27 protein-coding genes are annotated in these 26,096 nt (G+C 71.6%); 9 read left to right on the forward strand and 18 right to left on the reverse strand.

Annotated features, from left to right (window positions below; translation table 11 throughout):
- Positions 1-100 precede the first annotated feature (100 nt).
- The 3 genes from ACZ518_RS20090 to ACZ518_RS20100 form a co-directional block, all read right to left on the reverse strand.
- Positions 101-871: a GntR family transcriptional regulator gene (locus ACZ518_RS20090; RefSeq protein ID WP_469114318.1), complete on the reverse strand. Its 771-nt coding sequence runs from the start codon at positions 869-871 to the stop codon at positions 101-103.
- A 132-nt stretch (positions 872-1,003) separates the two neighbouring features.
- Entirely contained in the window at positions 1,004-1,762 is a 759-nt protein-coding gene (locus ACZ518_RS20095) for a hypothetical protein (protein ID WP_469114319.1), read from the reverse strand.
- A 562-nt stretch (positions 1,763-2,324) separates the two neighbouring features.
- A complete protein-coding gene (locus ACZ518_RS20100) occupies positions 2,325-3,446 on the reverse strand; it encodes an ROK family transcriptional regulator (protein ID WP_469114320.1) in 1,122 nt (373 codons plus the stop codon).
- Between the two features lie 55 nt (positions 3,447-3,501).
- Here ACZ518_RS20100 and ACZ518_RS20105 point away from each other — a divergent pair, with 55 nt between their 5' ends.
- Positions 3,502-4,605: a Gfo/Idh/MocA family oxidoreductase gene (locus ACZ518_RS20105; protein ID WP_469114321.1), complete on the forward strand. Its 1,104-nt coding sequence runs from the start codon at positions 3,502-3,504 to the stop codon at positions 4,603-4,605.
- Positions 4,606-4,706: 101 nt separating this feature from the next.
- Complete coding sequence (locus tag ACZ518_RS20110) at positions 4,707-5,924, forward strand: ALF repeat-containing protein (RefSeq protein WP_469114322.1); 1,218 nt, start codon at positions 4,707-4,709, stop codon at positions 5,922-5,924.
- A 76-nt stretch (positions 5,925-6,000) separates the two neighbouring features.
- Here the strand turns inward: ACZ518_RS20110 and ACZ518_RS20115 are convergent, their stop codons facing one another.
- The 4 genes from ACZ518_RS20115 to ACZ518_RS20130 all read right to left on the reverse strand — a co-directional run bounded on the left by ACZ518_RS20115 (position 6,001) and on the right by ACZ518_RS20130 (position 8,959).
- Positions 6,001-6,858, reverse strand: coding sequence for a fumarylacetoacetate hydrolase family protein (locus tag ACZ518_RS20115; RefSeq protein WP_469114323.1), 858 nt, complete (start codon positions 6,856-6,858; stop codon positions 6,001-6,003).
- Positions 6,859-6,997: 139 nt separating this feature from the next.
- Positions 6,998-7,645: a YidC/Oxa1 family membrane protein insertase gene (locus ACZ518_RS20120; RefSeq protein WP_469114324.1), complete on the reverse strand. Its 648-nt coding sequence runs from the start codon at positions 7,643-7,645 to the stop codon at positions 6,998-7,000.
- A 113-nt stretch (positions 7,646-7,758) separates the two neighbouring features.
- Entirely contained in the window at positions 7,759-8,055 is a 297-nt protein-coding gene (locus ACZ518_RS20125; protein ID WP_469114325.1) for a DUF6412 domain-containing protein, read from the reverse strand.
- A 100-nt stretch (positions 8,056-8,155) separates the two neighbouring features.
- Positions 8,156-8,959: a class E sortase gene (locus ACZ518_RS20130; protein ID WP_469114461.1), complete on the reverse strand. Its 804-nt coding sequence runs from the start codon at positions 8,957-8,959 to the stop codon at positions 8,156-8,158.
- On the opposite strand from ACZ518_RS20130, the gene ACZ518_RS20135 reads away from it, so the two are divergent.
- Genes ACZ518_RS20135 through ACZ518_RS20150 form a run of 4 tightly spaced genes read left to right on the forward strand, consistent with a single transcriptional unit; the run spans position 8,903 to position 11,442 of the window.
- On the forward strand, positions 8,903-9,070 hold the full coding sequence (locus ACZ518_RS20135) for a hypothetical protein (RefSeq protein WP_469114466.1): 168 nt from the start codon (positions 8,903-8,905) through the stop codon (positions 9,068-9,070). The two genes, ACZ518_RS20130 and ACZ518_RS20135, sit on opposite strands and share 57 nt — an antisense overlap.
- A 23-nt stretch (positions 9,071-9,093) precedes the next feature.
- Positions 9,094-10,110, forward strand: a complete 1,017-nt coding sequence (locus tag ACZ518_RS20140) for an SEC-C domain-containing protein (RefSeq protein WP_469114326.1) — start codon at positions 9,094-9,096, stop codon at positions 10,108-10,110.
- Positions 10,107-11,006, forward strand: a complete 900-nt coding sequence (locus ACZ518_RS20145; protein ID WP_469114327.1) for a NaeI family type II restriction endonuclease — start codon at positions 10,107-10,109, stop codon at positions 11,004-11,006. The genes ACZ518_RS20140 and ACZ518_RS20145 overlap by 4 nt, the downstream gene beginning before the upstream one ends.
- Positions 10,996-11,442 (forward strand): very short patch repair endonuclease, encoded by a 447-nt coding sequence (locus ACZ518_RS20150; RefSeq protein WP_469114328.1) that lies wholly within the window; start codon positions 10,996-10,998, stop codon positions 11,440-11,442. Before ACZ518_RS20145 ends, ACZ518_RS20150 begins: the two co-directional genes overlap by 11 nt.
- On the opposite strand, the gene ACZ518_RS20155 is transcribed toward ACZ518_RS20150, so the two are convergent.
- From ACZ518_RS20155 to ACZ518_RS20170, 4 genes are all read right to left on the reverse strand, one after another.
- Positions 11,439-12,632 (reverse strand): DNA cytosine methyltransferase, encoded by a 1,194-nt coding sequence (locus tag ACZ518_RS20155; RefSeq protein ID WP_469114329.1) that lies wholly within the window; start codon positions 12,630-12,632, stop codon positions 11,439-11,441. The two genes, ACZ518_RS20150 and ACZ518_RS20155, sit on opposite strands and share 4 nt — an antisense overlap.
- Positions 12,633-12,755: 123 nt before the next feature.
- The gene (locus ACZ518_RS20160; RefSeq protein ID WP_469114330.1) at positions 12,756-14,594 is read right to left on the reverse strand and encodes a DEAD/DEAH box helicase; all 1,839 of its coding nucleotides are present in this window, start codon (positions 14,592-14,594) and stop codon (positions 12,756-12,758) included.
- The gene (locus tag ACZ518_RS20165) at positions 14,591-16,009 is read right to left on the reverse strand and encodes a ParB N-terminal domain-containing protein (RefSeq protein ID WP_469114331.1); all 1,419 of its coding nucleotides are present in this window, start codon (positions 16,007-16,009) and stop codon (positions 14,591-14,593) included. The genes ACZ518_RS20160 and ACZ518_RS20165 overlap by 4 nt, the downstream gene beginning before the upstream one ends.
- Before the next feature lie 94 nt (positions 16,010-16,103).
- On the reverse strand, positions 16,104-16,787 hold the full coding sequence (locus ACZ518_RS20170) for a hypothetical protein (RefSeq protein WP_469114332.1): 684 nt from the start codon (positions 16,785-16,787) through the stop codon (positions 16,104-16,106).
- Between the two features lie 303 nt (positions 16,788-17,090).
- Between ACZ518_RS20170 and ACZ518_RS20175 the strand changes: the two genes are divergently transcribed.
- Complete coding sequence (locus ACZ518_RS20175) at positions 17,091-17,861, forward strand: hypothetical protein (protein WP_469114333.1); 771 nt, start codon at positions 17,091-17,093, stop codon at positions 17,859-17,861.
- Here the strand turns inward: ACZ518_RS20175 and ACZ518_RS20180 are convergent.
- Together ACZ518_RS20180 and ACZ518_RS20185 are read right to left on the reverse strand one after the other, a co-directional pair.
- On the reverse strand, positions 17,854-18,858 hold the full coding sequence (locus ACZ518_RS20180; protein ID WP_469114334.1) for a hypothetical protein: 1,005 nt from the start codon (positions 18,856-18,858) through the stop codon (positions 17,854-17,856). The genes ACZ518_RS20175 and ACZ518_RS20180 overlap by 8 nt on opposite strands.
- Before the next feature lie 29 nt (positions 18,859-18,887).
- The gene (locus ACZ518_RS20185; RefSeq protein ID WP_469114335.1) at positions 18,888-19,430 is read right to left on the reverse strand and encodes a GNAT family N-acetyltransferase; all 543 of its coding nucleotides are present in this window, start codon (positions 19,428-19,430) and stop codon (positions 18,888-18,890) included.
- Positions 19,431-19,588: 158 nt separating this feature from the next.
- On the opposite strand from ACZ518_RS20185, the gene ACZ518_RS20190 reads away from it, so the two are divergent.
- Positions 19,589-19,771: a hypothetical protein gene (locus ACZ518_RS20190; RefSeq protein ID WP_469114336.1), complete on the forward strand. Its 183-nt coding sequence runs from the start codon at positions 19,589-19,591 to the stop codon at positions 19,769-19,771.
- 99 nt (positions 19,772-19,870) lie between these two features.
- A complete protein-coding gene (locus ACZ518_RS20195; RefSeq protein ID WP_469114337.1) occupies positions 19,871-20,173 on the forward strand; it encodes a hypothetical protein in 303 nt (100 codons plus the stop codon).
- 739 nt (positions 20,174-20,912) lie between these two features.
- Here the strand turns inward: ACZ518_RS20195 and ACZ518_RS20200 are convergent.
- The 5 genes from ACZ518_RS20200 to ACZ518_RS20220 form a co-directional block, all read right to left on the reverse strand.
- A complete protein-coding gene (locus ACZ518_RS20200) occupies positions 20,913-22,127 on the reverse strand; it encodes a DUF445 domain-containing protein (protein WP_469114462.1) in 1,215 nt (404 codons plus the stop codon).
- A gap of 214 nt (positions 22,128-22,341) precedes the next feature.
- Positions 22,342-23,079: a DUF1707 SHOCT-like domain-containing protein gene (locus tag ACZ518_RS20205; RefSeq protein WP_469114338.1), complete on the reverse strand. Its 738-nt coding sequence runs from the start codon at positions 23,077-23,079 to the stop codon at positions 22,342-22,344.
- A gap of 118 nt (positions 23,080-23,197) precedes the next feature.
- Positions 23,198-24,172 carry an ABC transporter ATP-binding protein gene (locus ACZ518_RS20210; RefSeq protein ID WP_469114339.1) on the reverse strand — a complete coding sequence of 325 codons (975 nt, stop codon included), beginning with the start codon at positions 24,170-24,172 and terminating at the stop codon, positions 23,198-23,200.
- Between the two features lie 5 nt (positions 24,173-24,177).
- Positions 24,178-25,158: an ABC transporter permease gene (locus tag ACZ518_RS20215; protein WP_469114340.1), complete on the reverse strand. Its 981-nt coding sequence runs from the start codon at positions 25,156-25,158 to the stop codon at positions 24,178-24,180.
- A complete protein-coding gene (locus ACZ518_RS20220; RefSeq protein WP_469114341.1) occupies positions 25,151-25,954 on the reverse strand; it encodes an ABC transporter permease in 804 nt (267 codons plus the stop codon). The genes ACZ518_RS20215 and ACZ518_RS20220 overlap by 8 nt, the downstream gene beginning before the upstream one ends.
- Positions 25,955-26,096 lie beyond the last annotated feature (142 nt).

A 26,096-nucleotide genomic window follows, 5' to 3' on the forward strand; every position in this document is an offset into this window, starting at 1 on the left:
TGAACAGCCCTCGACACTTGGACTAGACCCGTTACAGTTCTGTGATTTTTGATGGTTTCGGTTTGTTCGGTTGGCGGCGATTCGCCCGGACCTCTGGGGGCTACTCGGGCCGCAGGTGGGTCGTGAAGCTGAACCGGTCGCCACGGTAGAGCGAACGCACCCGTTCGAGCGGCCGGCCGTCCCGGTCCCGCGAGAAGCGGTGGATGAGCAGCATCGGGAGCGCGGGCGGGGTGCCGATCAGCAAGGCCTCGCGGGGGGTGGCGAGGACGGTCTCCAGCTTCTCGTCCGCGTCACCGAAGGAGATGCCGAGGCTGTCGTGGAGGTAGCCGTAGAAGGAGGAGTCCGGCTGGAAATCGACGTCGAGGTGGGGGACGCGGGCGACCCGGATGTACGTGCTCTCCAGCCCGACGCGCTCGTCGTCGGCGAGCAGCACCCGCTCCAGGTGCCAGACGGGCTCGCCGGCTTCGGCGCCGATGCCGGGCGCGAGGTCGGGCGGGCAGGGGAAGCGCTCCAGGCCGATGAGGTTGCGGCCGGGGCGGCGGCCCTGGCGGCGCACCCCCTCGGTGTAGCTGGCGAGGGAGAGGGGCTGCTCCAGCTTGGGTCCGGCGACCACGGTGCCGCGCCCGGACCGGCGCAGCCGGCCTTCGAGCAGCAGCTCGCGCAGGGCCTGGCGTACGGTCTCGCGGGCCACCTCGTACCGCTCGGCGAGATCGCGTTCGGTGGGCAGCAGGCCGCCTTCGCCGAGCTCGTCGAGGAGGTCGGCGATGCGGGCCTTGACGGCGTAGTACTTGGGGATGCGGCCGTGCTCGGGGATGCCGGAGCGGACGGGCGAGCCGGGGCGGTGGGGCGGCTGCGGGTTCTGGTCTTCCACGCTCGGACTGTACGCGGGGCAGGTGGACGGGCCGGGCGCACCTCCCGGCGGCGGCCAGGGGGAAGCGCGGGGGGGGACACTTCGCGGAGACTCCCAAGCCGACTCCCCAGCGGAGACCCCTACGCCTGGACCCTAGGCCGACGCCTTGATCCGCCGGGCCCCGAGCAGCAGCCCGCCCCCGGCGGCGAGGGCGGCGACGGCCGCGCCGCCGTAGGCCCACTCGCGGGGGCCGGTGTGCGCGAGCGAGCCCGCCTCGGCCGGGTCCTGCGGCCCCTGTACCGAGAAGCGGTACCCGCCGGCTTCGCCGACCCACTCGCCGTCGTCGGCCTGGCGCTGGACCAGCGCGGCGTCGGCGACGACCTCGCCGAGGGGGGCGTCGGGGGCGAAGGCCAGCCGCACCTTGACGGTGGCCGAACCCCCGGCCGGGACGGAGAAGCCGCAGAACCGGCTCCCGCCGTCGAACACGGCGATGATCTCGTCGCGGTCGGAGCGCTCCAGGGTGACGGGGTAGGGGCCGCCGGGCGCCTCGAACTCCATTCGGAGGTGGGCGGGGCGCAGGGCCCGGGCGGCGTCGGTGAAGACGACCACGGGGTGGATGGCGGTGCACGTCCCGCTCGTGGTGTTGGTCAGGTCCAGCAGCCAGCTCTGCGGCCCGGCACCGGCCCGGTAGACCGCCGGACCGCCCCGGATCCGCGCCCCGATGGGGAACGCGGTGGCCTTGCCGTCGCCGCAGGTGGCGTGCGCGCGGGAGGGCAGCGCGGGGGCGGGGCGGGCGCCGCCGCCGTTGCCGATGTCGGCGGTGACCGCGGTGGCGGTGGTGGCGGTGGGCGCGCCGAGCGCGAGCAGCAGGGCGGCGAGGGCAAGGGCGTTGCGGGCGTTGCGCAGTCGCATGGAAGACCCTTTGCTGCTCGCCGGACGGAACGGTGAACGGACGGAACCAGGAGCGGAACGATGAACGGACGGCACGATGTTCGGACGAGGCGACAATCACCCCGCCCCCGTGCTCGCACCCTGCCACGGCCCCCCACCCCGGGGCCCGCAGCCCACGCCCGAGCCCTGCCGGTTTACGCCCAAACGGCGGCCGGGGTCAAACGGGGCCGGGTCAGGGCCCAGTCGAGCCGCCCTCCTCCGGACGGGGCCGGTCAGCCCCCGACCCACCCCCACCAGCACTTAGGGCACGGGGTTGGGGGCGGAGCCCCCCGAACCAGCCCCGCCGGCGCTTGAGGCGCGGGGTTCGGGGCGGAGCCCCGAGGAACGGTGGAAGGGCGGGTAGGGGACCTCGCCCCGCGCAGCGGCCCCCACCCCGCCGCACCGCACCGGCCCCGCCCGGCGCGGTACGGCCCGGCACGGCCGGCACGACGCGCCCGGCGCGACACGGCCCGGGGGGACGCGGGGCACCACCGGACGCCCCGCCCCCGACCCCGCCCGGCCAGGGCAAGGGCAAGGGCAAGGGTCAGCGCCAGCCGAACACCCGCCCCCGGACCAGGGCCGCCGCGCCCTCCGCGACCCCGGCCGGGGAACGTGTGACCGACGGCGGGTGCTCCAGCAGCACGCGGGACGCCAGCGCCGAGCGGACCCCGGCCACGAAGGGCTCCGGGTCCGCGTCCACCACCCGGCCACCGAGCAGGATCCGGTCCACGTCCAGCAGCGCGGCCAGGTTCGCCGCCCCCTCCCCCAGGATCCGCGCCGCCTCCGCCAGGTCGCCCCGGGCCACCGCCGCCAGGCAGAGCGCCTCCAGGCAGCCGCGCCCCCCGCACCGGCACGGCGGCCCGTCCAGCCGGAGCACCTGGTGGCCGAACTCCCCCGCCGCCGAGCGCGCCCCGCGGTGCACCGCCCCGTCGAGCCGCAGCCCGGCCCCGAGTCCGGTGCCGACGTGGAGGTACACCGTCGTGCCCGAGCCGGGCCCGCCCGGGGCGCCCGCCGCGACCCCGGCGTTGGTGTCCTTGTCCAGCACCACCGGCAGCCCCAGCCGCCCCGCCAGCACCTCCCGCAACGGGTATCCCGCCCAGTCCGGGAACCCGGTCACCCTCCCGAGCACCCCGCTGCGCCAGTCCAGCGGGCCCGGCGCTGCGGCGCCCACTCCGAGCAGCGGCGGCCCCGCCCCCGCTTCGGCGGAAACCCGCGCGACCGCTCGTACAACCGACTCCACCACCGGTTCGGGACCGGCCCCGAAGTCCAGCGGCCCGCTCCAGCGCGCGACGACACCGCCCGCCAGGTCGACGCGGACCGCGCTCAGCTCGTCGCGGTCCAGGTGCACCCCGACCGCGTGCCGGGCCCCGGGCACCAGCCGCAGCAGCGTGCGCGGCTTGCCGCCGGTGGAGGCGCCGCGGCCGGCCTCGGCCACCAGCCCCTCCGCCGCGAGCCTGGCGGTGATCTTGCTGACGGCCTGCGGGGTGAGTCCCGTACGCGCGGCGAGCTCCGCGCGGCCCAGCCCCGGCGCACCAGCGGCGCGCAGCAGGTCGAGCAGCAGCGCCTCGTTGTGCCCGCGCAGCGCCGGCAGGTTCACCCCGACACCGCGGCCGCCACCGCCACCGCCACCGCCACCGCCCTCACCATCCCCGTTGCCCCTGTTCACCAGCCCATTGTCCACCCTCCTTGCACTTACGCAACACTGTTGCCAAAGTGGTCCCATGAACGCCTCCCCCACCGCCACCTCCCCCACCACCCCCCTGCGCGTCGCGCTCATCGGCTACGGACTCGCCGGCTCCGTCTTCCACGCCCCGCTGGTGTCCGCGACCGAGGGCCTCGTCCTCGACACCGTCGTCACCTCCGACCCCGGCCGGCAGGCCCAGGCCCGCGAGGCCCACCCCGACGTCCGCATCGCCGCCTCCGCCGACGAGCTGTGGCAGCGGCCGGACGCCCCCGACCTGGTCGTCGTCGCCTCCCCCAACAAGACCCACGTCCCCTTCGCCACCGCCGCCCTCACCGCCGGCATCCCCGTGGTCGTGGACAAGCCGCTGGCCGCCACCGCCGCCGAGGCGTACGGACTGGCCGCACTCGCGGAGCGCACCGGGACCTTCCTCTCCGTCTTCCAGAACCGCCGCTGGGACAACGACTTCCTCACCCTGCGCCGCCTCCTCGCCGAGGGCGAGCTCGGCGAGGTACAGCGCTTCGAGTCCCGCTACGAGCGCTGGCGCCCGCAGCTCAAGGGCGGCTGGCGGGAGTCCGGAGCCCCGGAGGAGATCGGCGGCCTGCTGTACGACCTCGGCAGCCACGTCGTGGACCAGGCGCTCGTGCTCTTCGGCCCGGCGGTACGCGTCTACGCGGAGACCGACGTGCGCCGTCCGGCCGCCGAGGCCGACGACGACACGTTCATCGCGATCACGCATGCGAACGGCGTCCGCTCCCACCTCTACGTCAGCGCGACCGCCGCCCAGCTCGGCCCGCGGTTCCGCGTGCTCGGCTCGCGCGCCGGCTACGTCAAGTACGGCCTGGACCCGCAGGAGGCCGCCCTGCGCGAGGGCTTCCGTCCGGGCGGCCCCGACGGCCAACCCTGGGGCGAGGAGCCCGAGCACCTGTGGGGCCGGCTGGGTTCCGGCGAGTCCCCCTTGACCGGCGGCGGAATCCCGGTTCCCACCGCCCCGGGCGACTACCCCGCGTACTACGCCGCCGTCGCGGAGGCCCTGCGCACGGGCGGCCCGGCACCGGTCACGGCCGAGGAGGCGGCGCGCTGCCTGGCGGTGCTGGAGGCGGCCCGCAGGTCCTCCCGCGAGGGGGTGGCCGTGGAGATGTGATCCGCTGCCTGTTCCGGTCGCCCTTTGTCGGAAAATCGATGCATTGAGCACCGAATTGCGATCTATCCTGCACAGGCTGCCGATCATCACACGTGTGAAGAATGGAAACCCTGCCTGTGAAGCTGCCCCGGATCGCGTCCGTCGTGGCCACCGCCGCGATCGCCCCGGCTGTCCTGCTCTCCTCGCCCGCCTTCGCCGCTGACGCCGCATCGGCGCCGGCCCCGGCCGCCCCGCCGTCGCCGACCGCGCCCGACCAGGACCCGCAGGGCGGCGCGAAGCCCGCGACGACGCCGGCGAAGACCCCGGCCGAGGACCCGGCAGCCCAGGACCGGGCCGAGATCCAGCGGATCCTGAACGACCCGGCGAGCGGCCCCGGCGTCCGCGAGGCGGCCGCGAAGGCGCTCAAGGGAACGGCCGCCGAAATGCGCACCTTCCTGACGGTCGGGTGGGCAGTGGAGCGGCACACCGACGACGAGGTCCGGATCTCGCGGATCCACAACTTCGGCGGGAAGGCCGTGAAGGCCGCCGCGGTCGAGGCACTGCGCAAGAACACCCAGGAAGCCTTCGACGCGTTCCTGAAGGAGGGCCAGCACGTGGCCCGCCTCGAGGACGACCGCGCCGAAATGCTGCGCATGCTGAAGGGCGCCGGCCGGGGCATCACCCAGGCCGTCAACGACCTGATGAGCAACGGCACGCGCGAGCAGATCCGCGAGTTCGTCGCCACCGGCCAGCACAAGATCCGCGCCGAGGACGACCGGGTCGCCCTGCTCGGCATGCTGAAGGACGCGGGGCCGGGCCTGAAGGAGGGGATCATCAAGCTCCTCGAAGGCAACCCGACCCCGGCACAGCTGCGCGAGTTCGTCACGCACGAGCAGCACGCGCTGCGCGACGACGACAACAGGGTCGACATCGCGAGGATGGTCAACGGCGCCGGCCCGGAGCTGAAGAAGGCCGCCCTCGCCGCGTTCAAGGGCACCGCCGAGGACCGCGCCGCGTTCCTGAAGACCGGCCAGCACGTGGCACGCGCCAAGGACCAGGCCGGCGGCCACACCGGCGGCACGGGCACCACCGGCACCACGGGCACCGGCACCGGCACCGGCACCGGCACCACCGGCGGCGTCCAGCCGGCCGTCGCCAAGGGCACGAGCGGCAACGGCAACACCAGCGTCACCCCCGCCGGCAACTCCGGCTCCGGCCCGCTCGCCAGCACGGGCGCCGGCTCGGAGACGTGGATCGCCGGCACCGGCGCCGCCACGCTCGCCGCGGGTGCCGGCCTGGTCGTCGCCAACCGCCGACGCCGCGCCTCGGCCGAGGGCTGACCGGCACCGTCACGCACACGGGGAGGGGCGGGCTGCCCCCGGCAGCCCGCCCCTCCCCGCACTCACGCCCTACGCCCTACGCGCTCTTGAACTCCTGGCGCTGCCGGCCGAGCTTCTCGATCTCCAGCTCCACCACGTCGCCGGCCCGCAGGTACGGCTTCGGCTCCGGCTGGCCCATGGCCACGCCGGCCGGGGTGCCGGTGACGATGACGTCGCCCGGGTACAGGGTCATGAACTGGCTCAGGTACCGCACGACCTCGCCGACCGGGAAGATCTGGTCGGCGGTGTTGCCGTCCTGCTTGAGCTCGCCGTTGACCCACAGCTTGACGTCCAGGACCTGCGGGTCCGGGATCTCGTCGGCCGTGACCAGCCACGGGCCGAGCGGGGTGAAGGTCTCGCAGTTCTTGCCCTTGTCCCAGGTGCCGCCGCGCTCGATCTGGAACTCCCGCTCCGAGACGTCGTTGACCAGCGTGTAGCCGCCGACGTGCGCGAGGCCCTCCTCGGCGGAGGCCAGGTAGCGGGCGGTGCTGCCGATGACGACGCCGAGCTCGGCCTCCCAGTCGGTCTTCACGCTGCCGCGCGGGATGAGCACGGTGTCGTCCGGGCCGACCACGGTGTCCGCGGCCTTCAGGAACAGGATCGGCTCGGCCGGCGGCTCGGCACCGATCTCGGCCGCGTGCCCGAAGTAGTTCAGCCCGATGCCCACGACCTTGCCGATCCGGCCGACCGCGGAGCCGATCCGCAGCCCTTCGGCGTCCAGGACCGGCAGCTCACCGCCCGCCGCGGCCTCCCGTACCCGGGACAGCACGGACTCGTCGGACAGCAGGGCGCCGTCCACATCCGTGATCAGGCCGGACAGGTCCCGCAGGGTCCCGTCCTGGTCGAGCAGCGCAGGGCGCTCCGACCCGACGGGTCCGACACGCAGCAGCTTCATGATCATTCTCCCGTGGTCGTGGGTGGTCGGCCCATGGGCATGCCGGTGGAACGGGCACGGCACGGGCCGGCCGATGGGTTGCGGCCATCGGAGGATTGGTCGATCCTCCAAGATGTCCGACCAATCCGCAAGACCCCGTTCACGGACTGGAACGCACCGCACCGTCCTTGCGGTACTGGAGCCAGGCCCGCTCCCCGACCGACCAGGCGGTGGTGGTCAGCAGGTAGAGCCCGGCGGCCAGCGGGACCACGGCCGCCGTGACCAGCGTCCCGAACGACAGCAGGGGCAGTACGCCGCCCAGCTTCCGCATCGCCGCCGCCTGCTCGGCACTCAGCGCGGGCTGCGCCCCCTTGCCCTTCCCGGCAGGCAGGACGGGCACCGGCGCAGCCGCAGCGGCACGCCGCCCCCGCACCGCGCTCCAGGCGGCCACCACCGCGATCGCCGCGAACAGCCCGAGGAACACCAGCCCCTGCGCCCCGAACGGGCCGCCCTCCTCCAGCGCCCCCGTCCACCGGGCGCCGAGCGGCGCGGCGAACAGCCGGTGCCCGAGCAGCTCACCGCCCGAGGAGAAGGACTGGTACATCAGGTAGAACACCGGCAGCTGCAACAGCATGGGCAGGCAGCCGGCCGCCGGCGTCGCCGCACGGAACGCGGCACGCCCCAGCGGAAACAGGGCGAGCCTCACAAGGACGGTGAACAACACGATCGCGGCAGCGGTCGCGGACTCGGCCAGCACCGGCTCCAAGAGCCGGCCCAGCTCGACAACAAGATCAGTGAAAACGGACACGCGGGCCCTCCAGGGGTCTCGTCGAACGTCGAAGGAAATGCGCTTCGGCGTGACGACCCGCGAGGGGCGACAACAGCGATGGATCAGCAGGAGGCAGGAGGCACTGCGCGCCCCTACGCGGCCGTCAGGACCAGACGGCCGGGTGCCCTGGGCCGCGACCGGCCCGAGGCGTCGGGATCGCGCTGCGGCAGGAACGCCGTGCGCTGCTCGCGATCACGGATCGCGGTACGTATTCGGTGCGGCGGCACGGGCCGTACGAGGCACGCGGCCAGCACGGCGGCCCCGACGGCGACGGCAGCGGCCAGCACGACCACACCGGCGGCCAGCCCCGCCTCCCCGGACACCATCCCGAGGAACCCGCCGAGCAGGAGCAGGGCGACGAGCAGCTGCGCCACTCGCGAGGACGACAAGGCGCAAGAGACGACGGCAGACCGCGCACGAACGACCCGCTCGAACACCATCCCCACCCCTCCTCGAACCCTCATCGAATGAACGAACTCACGACCGATACTAACGGTCCGCACTGACAACGGCCTTGAGAGCCCCCCACACCACCAGCCGGTACTTGGAGGTGTACTCGGGCGTGCACGTGGTCAACGTGATGTACGACCCCGCCACCTCGTACCCGTACCCGGGCTTCACCCCGCTCCGCGGCACCGGCGCGATGACCCCCACGTCCCCCGGGCTCGTCTCCGCCAGCACCTTCCCCACCACGTACACGTACCGCCGCCCCCGCACGTCGACGAACACCTCGTCGCCCTCCCGCAGCCGGTTCAGGTACCGGAACGGCTCCCCGTGCGTGTTCCGGTGCCCGGCCAGCGCGAAGTTCCCCCGCGCCCCGGGCTGCGCCGTCCCCGGGTAGTGGCCGGCGTACCCCTTGTCCAGCACGGCCCGCTTGTCGACCCCCTCCGCGACGGGCACGGCGAGCCCGAGCCGCGGAATCCGCAGCACCGCGTACGCCTGGTCGCGCGCCGGCGCGGGCTTCGCAGGGGGCCGCGCAGCAGGCGCCGCAACGGAAGCCCCCGCACCGGGCACCGCCGACACACCGGGCGAGGGAGCACCACTCGACTCCCCCTCAACAACAACCGGATCCCCACCCCCACCCAAACCCCCACCCAAACCCCCACCCGCACCCTCACCGCCACTCACCACAGGCGGCGCCGGCAAGCCCCCCTCATCCCGCTCCCACCCCTCCTCCAAGGCCTGAACCTGCTCCTGCGCGGCGGCCGCGGCCTGCCGGTTGGTCCACCACACCTGGTGCACGACCAGCAGCGCCACCACCAGACCCAGGGTGGTGATCACCTCGGCACCCACCCACAACAGCCGCGCGAAGCCGGCCCGCTCCACCCGCCGGCCGCCCCCCTGCACCACCACCCGCACCCGATCGCGCACGCCGGGCACCCTAAGACCTCCCCCCTCAACTGACCAGCGGCAGTACGGTATGAACCATGCGCCCCGACACGCCTGCCGAGCACACCGCCGAAGCCGAGCGTCTGATCCGCACGGCGACCCGCTACCCCGAGGACCAGGAACCGTTGCTCCTCCAGGCCGCGGCCCACCTCGAACTGGCCGACGCCCGGGAGCGTGCGAGCGCCCTCTACGACCAACTCCTCTCCGCCTCCCCCGCCAACCCCCACCTGATCAAGGCCCGCCAGGCCGCGAACCTGTGGGAGTACGGCCACGAGGCCGAGGCCCGCGCCCTGATCTCCGGCATCCGCGCCGCCGCCCCGACGGACCCGGCGCCCTGGGAGGTCATCGCGGAAGCCCTCGAATCCCACGACGAACTCGAGGCCTCCCACGAGTGCTTCACCGAGGCGGCCACCCTCCTCACCTCGGAGGCGACCCCCCTCACCCGCGCCACCACCGCGCTCCTGACGGGCCGCCACCGCGTCCGCCGGCTCCTGGCCCTCCCCCACGACGACTGGGACATGGTGGCCGACACCCGCCACATCGGCCCGATCCCGCTGGACGAACTCCACGACCCGAAGCGCATCTGGGCCCTGGGCTCCAACGACCCGGCCGAACTCCGCGCCGAGATCGCCCGCCTCCGCGCCGAACTCGGCGACCGCCGCGCCGCCCTGTCCCGCCCCTTCCCGGTGGCCATCCTCCACTGGCCGGCCCGCGAACTGTCCGAGCTCCTCACCTCGTACCCCACCCTCTCGACGGAGTACCCCTCCCACGACGCCCACCTCACGGCAGTGGAATCCTCCCTCCGCGCCCTGGCCGCCTCGGGCACCACGAACCTCGGCATCGTGACGGGCAGCGTCCCCTCGTACGAAGCCTTCGCGGCCTCGGAGAAAACCTCCCCGGCCTCCCCGGCCCTCCTCCCGGAATACGCCACCACCCTGGCCGCCCGAGGCAAAGCCACCCCCTGGCCCCCCACCCCCACGGCCCCCTGCTGGTGCACCTCGGGCAAGCCGTACGCGGAGTGCCACGGCGAGAGCACGGGGGCCGCGCGCGCATGAGCAAGGGACGTCTCGTCCTCCAGAAGCCGGGCGAGATCTGTACGAACACGGACCCGAGCGAGCACGTACTGCTCGCTCCAGGTGATGACACCGACGCTCAGACCGTCCTGAACTGGCTGCAGTCCTTCGATGTGGCCAGCGTGTACACGGGAGCCATCGCCAACGCGATCGACTACGTGCTGGACGGAGCACGCACCGGCCGTTACGACCTGCTCTCCCGCGAGGTCCACCCGGGCGAGAGGGCCTCGGTGGGAGCGAAGCTCGAGTACGAAGTCCTTCGGTCGTTCGGCCTTCCGAAGGAGCCTCCACTCGACACGCTCATCGGGAAGGTGCCGGTCGACATCAAGGCGACCGTCGGTTCGAACTGGGCGATACCGTCCGAGGCCCATTGCCAGCTCTGCATCTGCACTCAGATACAGCTCGGGCGGAGCCGGCACCGCTCATGGCTGGTACGCGCCCACCGCTCATGGCTCTACCGGGGCAAGGGCAACAAGGACGGCAAGCGGGGACTTGCCGTAGACGCCCGCAACCTGTGGAGCATTCCGCTCTACGACTGGACTCCGCTTCCGGTCAATCCGCTGACACTGCTCACCGCGGAACAGGCTGGCCGTGTCCTCGCGAAGCGACCCGGGCAGGAACACCGGTTCGCCATGATGTTCCGCTACCTGGAAGGCCACGTAATCCCGCGCAGCGTCATCTCCACGGTCGGCGCCGGCAACCTTGATCCGCTGCGCCGGGCCCGGAACATCAGAAAGCATCTCGCGCGGGATGGTCTTACGCTGCTGTGCGGGAAGTGGCGGGACCAGCAGGATCTGGCTGCCGCGCACAAGATCACACTGGGCCCGGAGGACTGGGTGGCGCTGCGGCTGGAGGAAGGGCGAACCCATGACGGGTGAGAGCCCGTGGCAGCCTCCCGAGGGTTCCTGGGCCTCCTCGGCTGCCCGGCGGCGCAACATGCAGGCGATCCGCAGCCGTGACACCAAGCCGGAGTGGGTCATCAGGCGTCTCGTTCACGCGCGCGGACTGCGCTACCGGGTCGCTGCCCGGCCGCTGCCCCAGCTCCGGAGGACGGCTGATCTTGTCTTCGGACCAGCGAAAGTGGCGGTCTTCGTCGACGGCTGCTACTGGCACGGATGCCCCGAGCACTATGTACCGCCCAAGACCAATCAGGGCTACTGGTCGGAGAAGGTCGCCCGGAACATCGCGAGGGACCGCGATACCGACCAGCAGCTAGCGGAAGCCGGGTGGCTCGTGCTCCGGTTCTGGGAGCACGAGGGATCCGAAGCCTGCGCGGCGGCGATCGCCGCCGCCGTGCAGGAGCGCCGACGTTAGTTCCCGGACGGCTTGGCCGCAGCTGCGCCGCGCAGCACCTGGGCGATGGCCTCGCCGACCTTGTGGGCCACGGGCGGCGGGAAGGCGTTGCCGACCTGGCGGTACTGCGCGGTCTTGCCGGGGAGCCTGCCCTCGGACCGGTCGCCCTCGAAGTCCCACTCCGGCGGGAAGCCCTGGATGATCGCGGCCTGCGTGACCGTGAGCATGGGGCCGGCGCGGAAAAGATCTCGCTCTGCGCTGTCCTTTTCCTCAACGTCCTTGGGTGAGTTTGCGACGCCGAGGGCGTTCACCCCCAGCTTCGCCCAGGCGGCCTTGGCCCGGCTCGGCCCGAGGTCGGCACCGCCGTGCTTCTTGGATCCTCCGACAAGGGTGGGCGCGATGCCGGTCGCCGCTTCGCGCCACTTCCTGAGCTTCGTTGCAGCCTCGTCGCCCGTCTTGCCGCCCTTTGCGATGAACGGCGCGTACCTCTCGGTCATCGTGGCCTCGAGGGCTTCACCCACCGTGGTGACCTTGTCGTTCGGTGCAGGCCACTCGAACTTCTGGCCGTCAAGGAACTCGGTGCGGATGGCAACCAGGATCGCTCGGGGCCGCAGCTGCGGCACGCCGAAATCGCTCGCTTCCAGGACCCTCCAGCCGCATACCTCATACCCGGCGCCGTCATATTCTTTCCGGACGCCCGTCACGGGATCAGTGGCCATGCCGCCTTCGAGACGCGCTTGGACCCATTCCCGGTATTCGCTGAATTTTTCGTCCTTGATACCGCGGACATTCTCAATCATTACTGCTTTGGGGAGCAGTTCGTCTACGAGATCCAGCATCCGCGGGAAGAGATCACGCTCATCGTCCTTCCCTAGCTGCTTTCCCGCGTGCGAAAAAGGAGGACACGGAACGCCGCCGGCGAGGAGATCCAGCTCCTTCTGCCTCAGTGGACGCTTAAGGAACTTCAGGGCCTTTTCCAGCTGCACCATCGGCTTGAAATCATTGACATCACCCTCGACGACGTCACAGAAATCCCGCTCGAAACCCCAGCCCTCCCGGTGGGTGATGTTGCGCCGGAGGGTTGCCGCGGCATGCGGGTCGATCTCAACGAGTGCGAGGTGCTTGAATCCAGCCTGATGGAGGCCGATGGCCTGCCCACCGGCGCCAGCACAAATCTCAATCGAGGTCAGCGCGTCGTCGCGGGCGCCCATCGAGTCCTCCAGGGGTGTAGCAGATGCAGACAGGCAAGTGTCGCATCTGCCACTGACAGCTGGGGCCACCTCAGTCCGCGAGGGTGTGCCAGCCCTCATCCGGCACACCCGTCGCCATTCGTTTCAGCGGGCGCCCGCGACTCGCACGTGCTCCAGCAGGGCTCGCATGTCCGCTTCGTCCATACCGGCGGTCACCGGCTGTTCCGTCTGCAGATCGCCCAGCTGCCGCACCGAGGGGTCATCCAGGATGGCTCCCATGAACTCCAGTTTCTCGGCGAGACGCAGGGCGACCACCTCGTCTATGGTGCCCTCCGACGCGAGCACCGTGACGCGGGTCTCGGTATCGGGAGCGAGGCCCAGGCGGTGGATGCGGTCCAGGCTCTGCAGGAACCGTCCCGCCATGAAGTCACGGTCCACGTAAACCGCGTCGTGACAGTGACGGTGCAGACTGATGCCCTCGCCCAGCGTGGCCGGGTTGGAGATCAGTACGAGGCAGTCGGGATCGTTACGGAACCGGCTGATCTGCTCCTCCCGGTCCTGCGTGCCGCCGTGCACCACGGCAGGGTGGAACTCACCCAGCAGCAGCTCCAGGCTCGTAATATTACGGACGAAGGTCGACCACACCAGGGTTTTCCGGCCTGCTGCCGCGTTCCTGGAAACGATTTCCCTGAGCTCCCTGTACTTGGGCGGCATCTCATACTGAGGAAGCCTTTGCAACAGGTTGTAGAGCGGCTCGTCCGCTGGAATGTCCAGCGGCGGTACCTGGAAATTGAGGGCCTCGTGCCTGCTGCTTCCCTCCACCAGCAGTGCGGGGCTGGTGGCAGCCATCAGCAGCCTGAGCATCGCCTTCCCGAGCGCGTCAAAGTCCTCCCTCGACAACTCGGCGCGCGCGGTGAACCGGCCGACGAGGGCATCGTAGATCTCCCGGTGCAGCCCCTCCAGCGGTACCGTCCGGATGACCGGCTGAAAGGGCGGCAGCCCCAGCTCCTTCTTCGTCGTGCGGGTGAACAGGGGACGGAGCACCGAACTCGCGTGGGCCAGATCGCCGCCCGCCACCGCCTGCGTGACTACCCGGCGTCCGTGACCAGGCCAGACGAACGACAGCAGGTTCTCGAGATCGCGGGCTCCGTTGGGGGCTGGCGTACCTGTAAGGATCAGGCGGCGCCTGCTCAGCGGGCCCAGCGCCATACAGGCACTCCCGTATGTGCCTTCGGCCCCCAGCTTCATCCGGTGCGCCTCGTCAAGGATCACCATCGACGGGACAGCCCGCAGCCATCCGGCGAGTCCCGTCAACGAGCGGTCGAGACGCTCGTAGTTGACCACCAGGATTTCGGCGTGCGGATCAGGGGTTCTGCCCATGACCGCGGTCACAGGCGGGTTCCCGAAGCACTCCCGGCTCTCGGAGATCCAGGACTCGTAGGCCGACTTCGGGCTCACCACGAGCAGCCGCCTGGCTGTCCCGCGTTCCTTCATCGCCGCGTAGACCGCCAGCCCGACTCTCGTCTTGCCGGCCCCGGGAACACTGAAGTTGGCGCCGTGCCGCATCGCGAGCAGTCGGGAGATGTCCCGCCGCTGGAAGCCGGTCAAGTCTGCGCGCCAGTCCTCACCGAGAAGACCGGGAACCGCGTCGGCATCCACTGGACCGGCTCCGCCGGAGCCGTCGGCCTGCGGAGCCTCGTCCAGGCAGGCAGCCGCCTGGTCCGCGTCGTCGAAGACGTCGTTGACGAGTGCGAGCAGGTCTTGCTCCCACTCGACGGAGTCGGGAGCCGGCCAGTCGGAGAGTACCTGCAGACCCGCCAGGAAGTCGTCGAGCGGGACCTCAAGCATGTGCGGACCGCGCTGTCCGCCGACCGGGAAGCCAGTGGCCACATGTGTCAGGTCAGCACCGAACGGCTCCGCAGCCCGCAGTACAGCCTTCGTCCGGGATACGTCGAAGGCCAAGTGCAGCGAGGGCTCGGTCACGCCTGCTCCTTCTCCTGCATGGCACCGAGCAGCCACACCACGCCATCACCGGGTTCCTGGATACGCGCCGCCTCGCGGGCGAGCTTCGTGAGGCTGGCCTTGAGCGCCAGAATCGCCTCGTCGAGCGTCTCCTCGTCCAGGTTGCGGGAAGCCCTGGCGAGGGTCATGTCAGTGACGCACTGATCGATGTCCTGAACGGCGTCGTGCAGCCGGTCAGGGGCAGCCTGCTTGCGCTTGCGCACACGTGCGTCCTTGCCCGCCGGAACAAGGGCCTCTTCCACCGCCTCCCTGGCCAGGCGCCACAGCTCGGCCGCCTCCTCGGACTCCTGCTGGTTCACCGCCCCGGGCGCCCGCTCCACCGCCTTCGCCTGAAGCAGCGAGTTGGTGAAAGCCTTCGCAACCGCCACGTGCGGGTTGTCTGCTGGGAGGGACCGGTTGAGGCCCGGGATGACGCGTGCCGCTGCGGGCTGGGCGGGCGCCTGCTTGAGCTGCTCCGGAAGGTGCCGCTGGAGGTACCGGCTGCGGAAGTCCACGTCCGCGAGGCGGACATCCGTCTTGGAGAACTCCAGAACGATGAGTGCGAGCCGGTTCTCCTTCAGCAGGTCAGCCTGCCCGGGATTCTGCCGGGACGCCTTGGCGAAGGCACGGTGCAGCTCGCGCAGCTTCTCCTGCTGGTCCTCGAAGTCCATCAGCTTGAGCTGGGCCGACGCCGTCTTGGACCGTGAGACGAGGTCATTGAGGGTGGACAGCACCCAGCGGTCCTGCTCAGCGGTCTCCGTCCGGATACGGAAGTCCTTTGCGATGTCGGCGAGCGGCCGGCCCGCCGTGGCCTGCTCCTCGATGGTGAGCAGCCGGTTGATGTACGAGTACGGCCGACGCGTGTCATGACGGAGCTGCAGCGACAGCTCGACCGCATTGATGTCGGACCATGTGCACGATTCCGGCAGCACGCCGACCCGGACGCTGGGAACCCCGAGTTCACGCAGGGCCGCGACGCGCGTGTTGCCGTTGACGAGGATCCCATCACGCGTGATGAGTCCGGGCTCGTTCTGGCGGTATTCCTTGAGGCTCGCCTTGAGCTCGTCGAAGTCTCCGTCACGCTTGGCCGGGTTCGAGGGGAGCGCCTGAAGCAAGAACCGGAGGTATTCCTGGCTCTCCGGCGCCCAGGGATTCGCGGTGAGCAGGCGGTCTTGCTCCATATCGAAGCTACGCTGAGCGCGGATCCGGTGTGTGGAGGGGTTGAAGTACAGCTGGTCGACCGGCATGTCGATGACCTGCACCACCTCCGGCTTCGTCCGCCATTCGACCGTCAGCGTCTCCTGGAGGCCGTCGCCCGCGCTGGCTTCCTTGAGCCGCTTCTCGACCAGTTCCTGGTTCTCAGCGGCACGGGGCGGCCGGCCGAAGTCCATGCTCACGGTGCGTTTCTCCTCTGACTGCATGTTCATGGGTACGTAGTTGGGCGGGGCGGTGGGGGCCGCGGCGCCACACGGCCCCCACGCCTACCTATTGTCAGACCGGCGGCAGCGAGAGGGCCGCACGGATCCTGTTCCTGGCTTCGGCCGGCAGGGTACGGAAGTCCGCCCAGAGGCGCTCCACCTCGGCGAACTCCCGCGCGTCGGCCGTAACCCACTCCGTCAAGGTCTTCCGGTCCAGCCCGCCGAGGCGGCTCAGGCGGGCAAGGACCGCTTCCAGATCAGCCGTCAGACCCTTTCCGCCCACGCGGCAACGGTTGCACTCAGCCACCTGTTCCACCTTGGTGCCGCCGTCCGGCTGGGTGACCGGCCGCCTGGCGATGTCGAGCTGGGCCGACACGAAGGTGCCGGCGTAGGTCTCCCCCGCGGTGATTCCACACGACCGGCAGTGGTGCCCGTCACGCGCCAGGATCTCCCGGCGCCGCGTATCCGTGATCGTCGAGGCCGGCCGGGTGCCCTTACCCGGTTCCCATACGGGCTCACCCTGGGAAACAAAGCGCTGTTCGTGCTGATTCAGCCCCAGGTCCTCACGGTTGGTGTCGATCCTCCACCCGAAGTCACGCAGATCACGCACCCGGCGGTCCGCCTGGCTCACGCCCGGGAAGGCCTGCTTCACGTCTTCCTTCGTGAAGACGTTCCCCTCCCCCACCACCGTGACGAGCCACAGCGCCGCGCGCTTCATCGTGCCGAACTTCGCATCCGTCCAGGACGGAAGAGTCATGCCCATCTCCTAATTTCTGGTCAGGGTGGAACTGTCCGGCTGTCTCCTCAGGCAGCTCGAGGAACCCCCCACCGGCACCTCAGCGAACGCCATAACTGTTGCTCAGCAGCACGCGGCAAAGCCAGTGTTGACGGGATATCGAGGGCAGATGAAAACTCCAGCCGGTTCACCTCACGCCCTTCTGCCGGAAGACTTCGGTGAGGAAATGAGGCTGGGACGAATGGAGTGGTGATGCCGCGGCGGACTCGTAAGTGGAAGGAACTGCCCGCGGAACTGTCGGCGGCACACCGGGAGCTCGTACAGATGCTGCGCAGGCTGCGCGACTGCAGCCGCAGGACCCAGGCCGAGATCGCCAAGTCGGGCTACCTGGTGCCGAGCAGTCTCTCCAACCACCTCAACGGCGGACGGATCCCGGAAGAGTCGCAGGTCACCGCCTTCTTCAAGGAGATTCTGAGTGAGTGCACGGGGCATGACGGAGGTGGGACGGAGCTGCCCTGTTCGCTCGATGAGCTGCTGGAGATGAGGCGACTGGCCCGTGTCCAGCACTGCGCTTGCGTCCCCCACACCACGGAGGCGGGAAACGAAGCAGCTGACACATCGCCGGCTCCCTCGGATTCCCGCCCTCCCGCGGATTTCACGGTCCGGCAACCACGCCGCGTAAGGCGCCAGCCCTCACAGGGAAGGGCCGCTACCCGCCGCACCCTGCAGAGGGCATTGGCCAGGGGTCAGGTGCCGGTCCCCCTCACGGAGGGGGACCGGCCGCGCCCCCAACTGCCAGCGGAGGCAGACTGGACCGAGCTGGAAACCTTGACGGCCTTTCTCACCGATGGCCGCTACCGCGACGCGGGACTGCTGCTGTGGCGGGCCGGGCGGACCCTCTCCGCGGCAGAACTCCTGCAAGCAGTCGGCGCCTGCCGGACCGCGGGACAGACCGATGCCGCCGAAGCCGTCCTGACCAGCGTGAGCGAACGCACAGACAAGCAGGCCGTCTTGAACATCGCGGCCGCGTTCCAGCACGCCGGACGGCCAGACGACGTGGCCTTCCTGCTGGCCGCTGCCCGGACCGCTAGCTGAACGGGAGCAACAGCTGCTGGTGGCCCCTGGCCAGGGCCGTGGGTGGGGTGGGGCGGGTGGCGGCCAGGGTGAGGAGGGTGCGGAGGGCTTCGATGACTTGCGTCGGGGTGTCGCGGATCATCGACGGGGTCGCGCTGACCACCAGGATCCCGTGGGCCTCCAGGCGCAGGCGCCGGCGGAGGGTGGCCTGCCAGGCGTCCCGCGTGTAGTGGTACTCCGCCGAGTCGACCTCCAGGGCCACGCCCTCGTCGGGCCAGTAGGCGTCCGGGCTGGCCAGGAAGGTGCCGTCCGGGGTGTGGAGGCGGGCATTCCACAGGGGGGTCGGGAGGTCGGTGCCGGTGAGGGCGTCGCGGGCGCGGGCCTCGGCCACCGAGCGGACCCCGGCCAGGAGTTCCGCCGCAGCGGCGCGGACGGCGGGGCGGGCCAGGAGGCGGGAAGCGCGGAGTTCGGCGTGGAGGTCGTGCGGGTGGCACCAGCCGGCCTGGACGACCTGGGCCAGGACCGAGCGGATCCGGTCGGGGTGCGCCTCGGGTCCCGGGCGGGCGGCGAAGTCGGCGGCGGCCCGGACCGGTCGGGCGCTGGGGACGCCCGCGACGGTGATGGTGCGTGGCCAGCGGGAGGTGGTCAGGGGCCGGACCTCCGGGGTGCCGGTGAGCCGGCGCCGGGCGCGGATCAGTACGTCGGCGGGGGCGGGCGGGGTGTCGCGGATGCCCAGGAGGGAGAGGGCGGCTGCGCCGGTGAGTGCGGCGGTCGCGCCGGAGAGCGGGTCCGCGGCCGGTTCGGCGGCGTAGAGGACCGCGGCCAGAGCCCGTTGCCGGTGGTCGGGCGGGCCCGTCTGGAGGAGGTAGACGCGGGGCAGCAGGCGTTGCCAGGGGCCGCCGGGGCGGGTGCGGGAGGTGATGGTGCCGCCGGGGACCCCGGCGGTGGTGGTGAGCTGGTGGCGGGTGGCGAGGCCGAGCTGGCGGCGGGCCACTTTGGCGGTTCCGGGCGTGATCATGGCCCGGGTATGCCCGTTCCGCATCCGGTCTAGCCGGGGCGGCCCGGGTGGGAGGGGGAGAGGAAGACGACCACGCCGGTCTGGGTGCCGGGCAGGGCCTGCACCTCGTGCCAGCCCAGGCGGCGGTACGTGGCCACCGTGTCCGTGGCCAGTCGGGAGGTGAGGAGCCAGGCCCGCTGCTGCGGCGCGTCCTCGGTGATCTCCGCGAGCAGGGCCCGCCCGGTGCCGCGGCCGCGCGCGTAGGCCCGTACGGCGAGCTCGTCGATCTCCAGCGCCCCGACGAGCAACTCCCGTACCCGGTCGGGTCCGAGCTGGGCCGCGACCTGGGGGTACGCGCGGTGCTGGGGGAAGGGATGCGGGGTCACCCAGGCGGTGGCGAAGCCGTCCACGCCGGTCTGGGACTGGGCGAAGGCCATACGGAACCCCGGGCGCCGGACGTCCGTCTGGAGGCGGGTGGAGAACTGACGAATGGTTTCTTCGCATTCGTTCCAGGGCGCGGCGGAGAAGACGTCGGCGTAGGCGTCGACCAGTTCGGCCTCAAGGTCCAGGACGGTGCGTCCATAGGAGATCACTGTGTCGACTCCTGGGTTGATTGGGCGTATTCCTGCTGGAAGACCGAATTTACGCCCAACAGGTTCCCGCGCCCGGCGATGCGCAGAACCGGCGAGTGTGCGACAAATCGCCTCCGCGGCGTCCGTGTCGCGGACCGGGGTGGGGCGTTGAGCAACCCGTGAACACGGACAGACTGCTGCTGGCGGCGGGCCGGTGCGCGCTCGCCTTCCTCCTCGTCCTCGGGATCGTCGCGCTGTTGCCGCGCGCGGTGCGGGAGGCGGTGCCGGACGCCGTGGTGGGCGGGGCGGTGCTCGTGCTCGGGGCGGTGGGGGTCCGGCGGGCGTCGAGGCGCCCGCGTTAGGTTTGACGGAGCGGGTGCGGCGCCGGTGGCGTGGCAGTGGCGGTGCCGGCCGTGTGCAGAGCAGTTCATGGGAAGACACGACGTGTGAGGGAGTTCGAGATGGCTCGGGTACCGAGTTCCGCGGTGGCGGCGGCAGGGCTGGTCGGCGGTTACGCCGTGGCCCGCTGGACGAAGAAGCGGCCGCTGGGCGGTGTCGTGCTCGGCGCCGCCGGGCTCGTGGCCGGGCGGGAGTGGCACAAGCGCGGCGGAGTGCCCGCGGCGGCCGGGCTGGGTGCGCTGTACCTCGCGGGCTTCGCGGGGGCGCATCCGCTGGCGAAGAAGGTCGGGGCGTGGCCGGCCGTTGTCGGGGCCGCCGGTGTCGTCGCCGCGACCGCCTGGGCCGTCGCGGACCGCACCGCCTGACCGGTCCCTCCGGGGTGGGGGGCCGCTCCCCTGGCGGGGTGTACGGGCATCCCGTTCCCCTGGCCGGAGCCGTTCCCCTGGCCGGGGGTGCGGGTGGGGCCGCTGCACGGAGCTGTCCCCTACCCGCCCTTCCACCGTTCCCCGGTCTCCGCCCGGACCCGCGCCTCAAACGCCGGCGAGGCTGGAGTTGCTGTAGCTGACGGGTATCAGCCACAGGCGGTCGCCGGACGCTGAGAAATGAGGAGCGCGTAGCGATCTGACGCGCCTGGGGGCACCGGAGGTCGCTTTCATCAGCCTCTCGTGCGCTTAGTCGCGCCCCGGCCCGGAATCTCGGCTCTTGAGGGCCCGGATGCCTGGCGGGCCGGCGCCCGGCCCCTCGCCTGGTCCCTGACACGGCCGTCCCTCCCACCATGGACCGTGCCGTTCTTTTGGGGGTTTCCCGGCAGTCTTTCGGCTTTCCGGGGCGGGTCGGTCGGTCAAGGGTGGCCGAAGGCCATCGCGTAGCGACGCGACCGAAGGGAGCGCTCTTGAGGGACCGGCCCGAACCGGAAGGACGATGGGACTGACGGGAAACCCCCAAGCCTCCCTGAGACCGCCCGAGGGGGTGCCGCTCCCCGGGCCCCCGCCCCACCCGCCCGCACCCGGGGAGGCGGGTGGGCAGCCACCGCCCGACCCCCACCCCTCGAGGGGGAGATAGCGGGCCCGCGCCGCAAGCCCCCCGCCCCGCCCCCTCCTCCCCCTACCCCCCCAACACCCGCGACACGGTATAGATCAGCAGCCCCGCCAGCGCGCCCACCACCGTGCCGTTGATGCGGATGAACTGGAGGTCGCGGCCGATGTGGGCCTCGATCTTGCGGGAGGTGTGTTCGGCGTCCCAGGCCGCCACCGTGTCCGTGATCAGCGAGGTGATCTCCCGGCGGTACGTTGTGACCACGTACACCACCGCGCCCTCGATCCAGCCCTCCACCTTCTCCTGCAGGCGGCCGTCCGTGGCGAGCCGGGCGCCCAGGGACATCAACGAGGACCGGACCCTCAGCCGCAGCTCGCTGTGCTCGTCCTCCGCCGCCGAGATGATCATCGTGCGGATCGCGGACCACGCCGAGGCGATCACGTCCTGGATCTCGTCCCGCGCCAGGACCTCGGACTTCATCCGCTCCACCCGCGCCCGCGTCTCCGTGTCCGACTGGAGGTCCGCCGCGAAGTCGCGCAGGAAGCGGTCCACCGCCCCGCGCGCCGGGTGGCCGGGCATGTCGCGCATCTCCGTGACGAAGCGCAGCAGTTCCTTGTACACCCGGTCGCCGACCTTGCGGTCGACGAAGCGCGGGGTCCAGCCCGGGGCTCCGCCCTGGACGGCGTCCATGACCGAGTCCCCGTGGGTGACCAGCCAGTCGTGGGCCTTGGCGCACACGAGGTCCACGGCGCGGTGGTGGCCCCCGTCGGCGACGACCCGCTCCAGGGTCTTGCCGATGCCCGGGGCGATCTCCGCCGCCTCCGCCCGCCGCGTGATCGCCTCGCCCACCACGGCCTGTACGTCGGAGTCCCGCAGCACGGTCAGGGCGCCGCGCAGCGCGGTGGCCAGCTCCGCCGTGACCCGGTCGGCGTGCGCGGGCTCGGCCAGCCAGGCGCCGAGCCGGCCGCCGATGCCGAGGGAGTGCAGCCGTGCGCGCACCACGTCCGCCGACAGGAAGTTCTCGCCGACGAACTCACCGAGGGAGATTCCCAGCTGGTCCTTCTTGGTGGGGATGATCGCGGTGTGCGGGATGGGCAGGCCCAGCGGCCGCCGGAAGAGGGCCGTCACCGCGAACCAGTCCGCGAGCGCGCCGACCATGCCGGCCTCCGCCGCGGCGGCCACGTACCCGGCCCAGGCGCCGGCTCCCCAGGCGTTCTGCGCGCACTTGGCCAGTACGTAGACCAGCGCGACCAGGATCAGCAGACCCGTCGCGGTCGCCTTCATCCGGCGGACGCCGCGCTGCCGCTCCTCGTCCGCCGTGTTGAAGACGAACCCGCCCCGTGGCGGGGCCGACGGGCCCCTCGTACGCTCACCCGTGCTGCTGTTCACGTGCTGCTCCTGCCCTTCCCCCGATGGCCGGTTTTGTCTGCATAGCATCCGACTCCCGGGAGGTCCGGGGAGTTCCCGGCGCGCCGCCGGAGGCGCTGTGACCGCCCTCCTAGAGCTCCTTGCGGGGCGTACTCCCGCCCAGCCCCTTCGCCCCCTTCGGCTCCTTGACCTTGACCGCGACCCCGCCCCAGAAGGCGAGGCCGTTCACGACGACGCGCGGGGCGCCCGGCTCCGGCCGGTTGTCCTGGGACTTGCCCTGGTCGAAGGCGCCCATGATGCCGATGCCGCGCACGTCGACCTCGACGCCCGGCGGGACGGTGATCTCGATGCCGCCCATGACGGCGACGCAGGTGATGACGACCTCGCGCTCCGCGAAGTCCGCCTCCCGCAGGTCCAGCTCACCTCCGCCCCAGATCGCCACGGCGTTGAACCGGGCGGGCACGGTCCAGCGGCCCTTGCGCTGGAAGCCCGACATGACGGCGACGGCGGTGGCGGAGGTCCCCGTACCGCCGATCCGCTCCGGCCATGCCGACGAGGGCGCCTGAGCAGAAGAAGGAACAGGAGAGGGGTCGGGCCCCGCCCCCGGCAGGTCGCGGGTCAGGGGTTCCAGCTCCGCGTACGTACGGGACTTGTACGCCGCCTCCAGCCGCTCCTCGAACTCGTCCATGTCGAGCCGGCCCTCGGCGACGGCGTCCCGCAGCCGGTCCACGACCCGCTCGCGGTCGGCGTCCGACGCCCTCAGCGCGGGCGGCTCCGCTGCCGCCTCCTCCGAAGAGGTCTTCTCCAAAGAGGTCTTCTCAAGCGAGGTCTTCTCCGGCAACGGCTTCTCCGGCCGCTCGTCACTCATATGGCCCACCCTATGCAGAGACCCGACGCCCCACCCCGGGGCGAACCCTGATTTCCCCCCTACCTCAAACCCCCATCCCTCACCCCCCACCCTCACCCCCATCCCTCACCTCCATCCCTCATCCCCGCCCCGCGTACATCCGCGCGATCACCTCCTCGATGTCCGGATCCCGCACCGACAGGTCCAGCAGCGGGTACCGGGCCGCCACCGCCGCCACCAGCGGCGCCGCCGACTCCCCCGCCGGGAACGCCAGCCACTGCCGCGGCCCCTCCACCCTCACCACCCGGGCCCCCGCCACCTCCACCGGCGGGAGCTCCCGCTCCAGGTCGACCACCAGCGTCCGCTCGCTGCCCTCCCCCAGGGCGTGCAGTCCGCCGAGCGCCCCGTCGTACATCAGCCGGCCGTGGTCGATCACCATCACCCGCTCGCACAGCTGCTCGATGTCCTGGAGGTCGTGCGTGGTGAGCAGCACCGTGGTCCCCAGCTCCTCGTTCAACTGCCGCAGGAAGCCCCGTACCTTCGCCTTGCTGACCACGTCCAGCCCGATCGTCGGCTCGTCCAGGTACAGCACCTCCGGATCGTGCAGCAGCGCCGCCGCGATGTCCCCCCGCATCCGCTGCCCCAGCGACAGCTGCCGTACCGGTACGTCGAGCAGCTCGGCCAGGTCCAGCCGCTCGACGCACCGCTCCAGGTTCTCCGCGAAGCGGGCGGCCGGGATCCGGTACATCCGGCGCATCAGCCCGTACGAGTCCTTCAGCGGCAGGTCCCACCACAGCGTCGTGCGCTGCCCGAACACCACCCCGATCCGGTGCGCGAGCCGCATCCGCTCCCGCGCCGGGTCGATGCCCGCGACGCGCAGCCGGCCGCCGCTCGGGGTGAGGATGCCGGTCAGCATCTTGATGGTGGTGGATTTCCCGGCACCGTTGGGCCCGATGTAGCCGACCACCTCCCCGCGCGCGATCTCGAAGCTGATCCCGTCCACGGCCCTTACCTGCCGTTTCTCCCGGCGCATCAGCCCCACCCGACGGCGCACGTCGAAGACCTTCTCGACCCCGTCCAAAGAAATCAGCGCATCACGGCCCACAGAAGCCACCGCCCCTAACTCCCCGTACTCCGGTACGAACGCACGCCCGCGCGCCACGCCAGCGACGCGGGCAGGAACACCGCGAAGGCCACCAGCGGGCTCAGGAACGCCACCCACCCCGGCAGTCCCAGCGGATCGGGCCGGCCCAGCACGTACAGCGCGGGCAGCCAGTTGACGAAGGCCAGCGGGACCACGAACGTCGCCCCGCGCAGCAGCTCCTTCGCGAACACCGTCGGCGGGTACTGGAGCATCGTGCAGCCCCCGTACGTGAAGGAGTTCTGCACCTCCGCCGCGTCCCCGGCGAGGAACTGGAAGGCCGCGCCGGCCACCAGCACCCCGCCGAAGATCCCCGCCCCGGCCACCACCATGACCGGCACCAGCAGCACCTTCGCCGGGCTCCAGTGCACGTCCAGCACCGAGACCGCCCAGCCCAGCACCCCCAGCCCCTGCACGATCCGCCCGAGCCGGCGCAGCGCGAACCGGTCCGCGGCGACCTGGGCGAGCAGCGGGACGGGGCGTACGAGCATGGTGTCGAGGGAGCCGTCGCGGATCCGGGCGCCGACCCGGTCGGTGTTGCCGAGGAGCAGGTCGGCGAGGCCCAGGGAGGCCGAGCAGGCCCCGTACAGCAGCGCGATCTCGGGCAGGGTGAAGCCGCCCAGCGCGTTCACGTGGGAGAACATGACGGCGATCGCGACGAAGTCGAGGGCCGTGATCGCCGCGTTCCCGAAGGTGGCCAGCAGGAACGACATCCGGTACGTCATCGTCGAGCGGATCCACATCCCGGCGATCAGCCCGTACCCGCGCAACCCCTCCCGGAACCGCCCGCCGGGCCCCGCCTTCCCCGCTTCTCCCGCCTTCCCCGTTTCTCCCGCCTTCCCCGCTTCTCCCGCCGACCCCGCTTCTCCCGCCTTCCCCCCTTCCCCGGCTTCCCCCTCCGCCCCCGTTTCCCGGGGACTCCGCCCCTCCCCCCGGGTCACCGCCGCCGCCTCAGCCACCCTGGACCACCACCTTCCGCGTCGCCGCCGACTGGACCAGCCGCCCCGCGCCCAGCAGGGCCAGCGCCCACGCGGCCTGGAAGCCGAGCGCCCGTACGGCTCCCCCTGCCCCGGTGTGGGTGCCGAGCAGCACGTCCAGCGGGACCTGGAGCATCGCGGCCCACGGCAGCAGCCGCACCAGTTCGCCGAAACCGCCCGGGAAGACGGTCAGCGGCAGCAGCATCCCCGAGCAGAAGATGGTCACGACGGTGGCCATCAGGTTGACGCCCGCGCCGTCCAGCAGCCAGAACGCCGCCAGCCCCAGCAGGTACCGCACCCCGAACCCGACGACCAGCCCGAGGCAGACCGACACCAGGAACAGCAGCCAGCGCAGCGGATCGGACGGCAGTGCCAGGGTGAAGGCGCACGCTCCGGCGACCAGGGGCACCACCCCGCGCCCCACCAGCTGGAAGGCCGCCCTGCCGAGGTCGGCCGCGAGCCACCACGCCTGGAGGTCGGCCGGGCGGTACAGGTCGACGGCGATGTCACCCGTACGGATGCGCTCCTGGAGTTCCTCCTGGAAGCCGCCGCCGATGAGCGAGCCGGCGGCCAGCAGGGACTGGCTGACCCAGACGAAGGTGAGGGCCTGGGCCTGGTCGTAGCCGCCGAGTCGGGGGCGCTCGTCCCACAGGGCGACGTACGTGTACGCGACGATGAAGCCGAAGACGGTGTTGGTGAACACCCCGGCGGCCGTCGCCGTCCCGTACGTGGCGTACCGCCGGAATCCGCCGGCCGCGACGGCCATGTACAGACGCACCGCATCCCCCCGTTTCCCACATCGTTCCCAGGTCGGCCAGAGCCATCGGCCTTACGTCGGCCGGAGTCATCGGCCTACGTCGGCCGGAGCCGTCGGCCTACGTCGGCCAAAGCGCGCGAGCTTAGTGCGGAGGGGCGAGCCA

This window comes from Streptomyces sp. NPDC033966 (assembly GCF_055575955.1).

Bases quoted from the DNA above. Each gene is read 5' to 3' on its own strand.
- ACZ518_RS20200 (WP_469114462.1), bottom strand. From the start codon at position 22,127: ATGAAGGCGACCGCGACGGGTCTGCTGATCCTGGTCGCGCTGGTCTAC.
- ACZ518_RS20180 (WP_469114334.1), bottom strand. From the start codon at position 18,858: ATGATCACGCCCGGAACCGCCAAAGTGGCCCGCCGCCAGCTCGGCCTC.
- ACZ518_RS20145 (WP_469114327.1), top strand. From the start codon at position 10,107: ATGAGCAAGGGACGTCTCGTCCTCCAGAAGCCGGGCGAGATCTGTACG.
- ACZ518_RS20140 (WP_469114326.1), top strand. From the start codon at position 9,094: ATGCGCCCCGACACGCCTGCCGAGCACACCGCCGAAGCCGAGCGTCTG.
- ACZ518_RS20110 (WP_469114322.1), top strand. From the start codon at position 4,707: ATGGAAACCCTGCCTGTGAAGCTGCCCCGGATCGCGTCCGTCGTGGCC.
- ACZ518_RS20115 (WP_469114323.1), bottom strand. From the start codon at position 6,858: ATGAAGCTGCTGCGTGTCGGACCCGTCGGGTCGGAGCGCCCTGCGCTG.
- ACZ518_RS20175 (WP_469114333.1), top strand. From the start codon at position 17,091: ATGCTGCGCAGGCTGCGCGACTGCAGCCGCAGGACCCAGGCCGAGATC.
- ACZ518_RS20170 (WP_469114332.1), bottom strand. From the start codon at position 16,787: ATGACTCTTCCGTCCTGGACGGATGCGAAGTTCGGCACGATGAAGCGC.
- ACZ518_RS20155 (WP_469114329.1), bottom strand. From the start codon at position 12,632: ATGGGCGCCCGCGACGACGCGCTGACCTCGATTGAGATTTGTGCTGGC.
- ACZ518_RS20095 (WP_469114319.1), bottom strand. From the start codon at position 1,762: ATGCGACTGCGCAACGCCCGCAACGCCCTTGCCCTCGCCGCCCTGCTG.
- ACZ518_RS20105 (WP_469114321.1), top strand. From the start codon at position 3,502: ATGAACGCCTCCCCCACCGCCACCTCCCCCACCACCCCCCTGCGCGTC.
- ACZ518_RS20205 (WP_469114338.1), bottom strand. From the start codon at position 23,079: ATGAGTGACGAGCGGCCGGAGAAGCCGTTGCCGGAGAAGACCTCGCTT.
- ACZ518_RS20195 (WP_469114337.1), top strand. From the start codon at position 19,871: ATGGCTCGGGTACCGAGTTCCGCGGTGGCGGCGGCAGGGCTGGTCGGC.
- ACZ518_RS20150 (WP_469114328.1), top strand. From the start codon at position 10,996: ATGACGGGTGAGAGCCCGTGGCAGCCTCCCGAGGGTTCCTGGGCCTCC.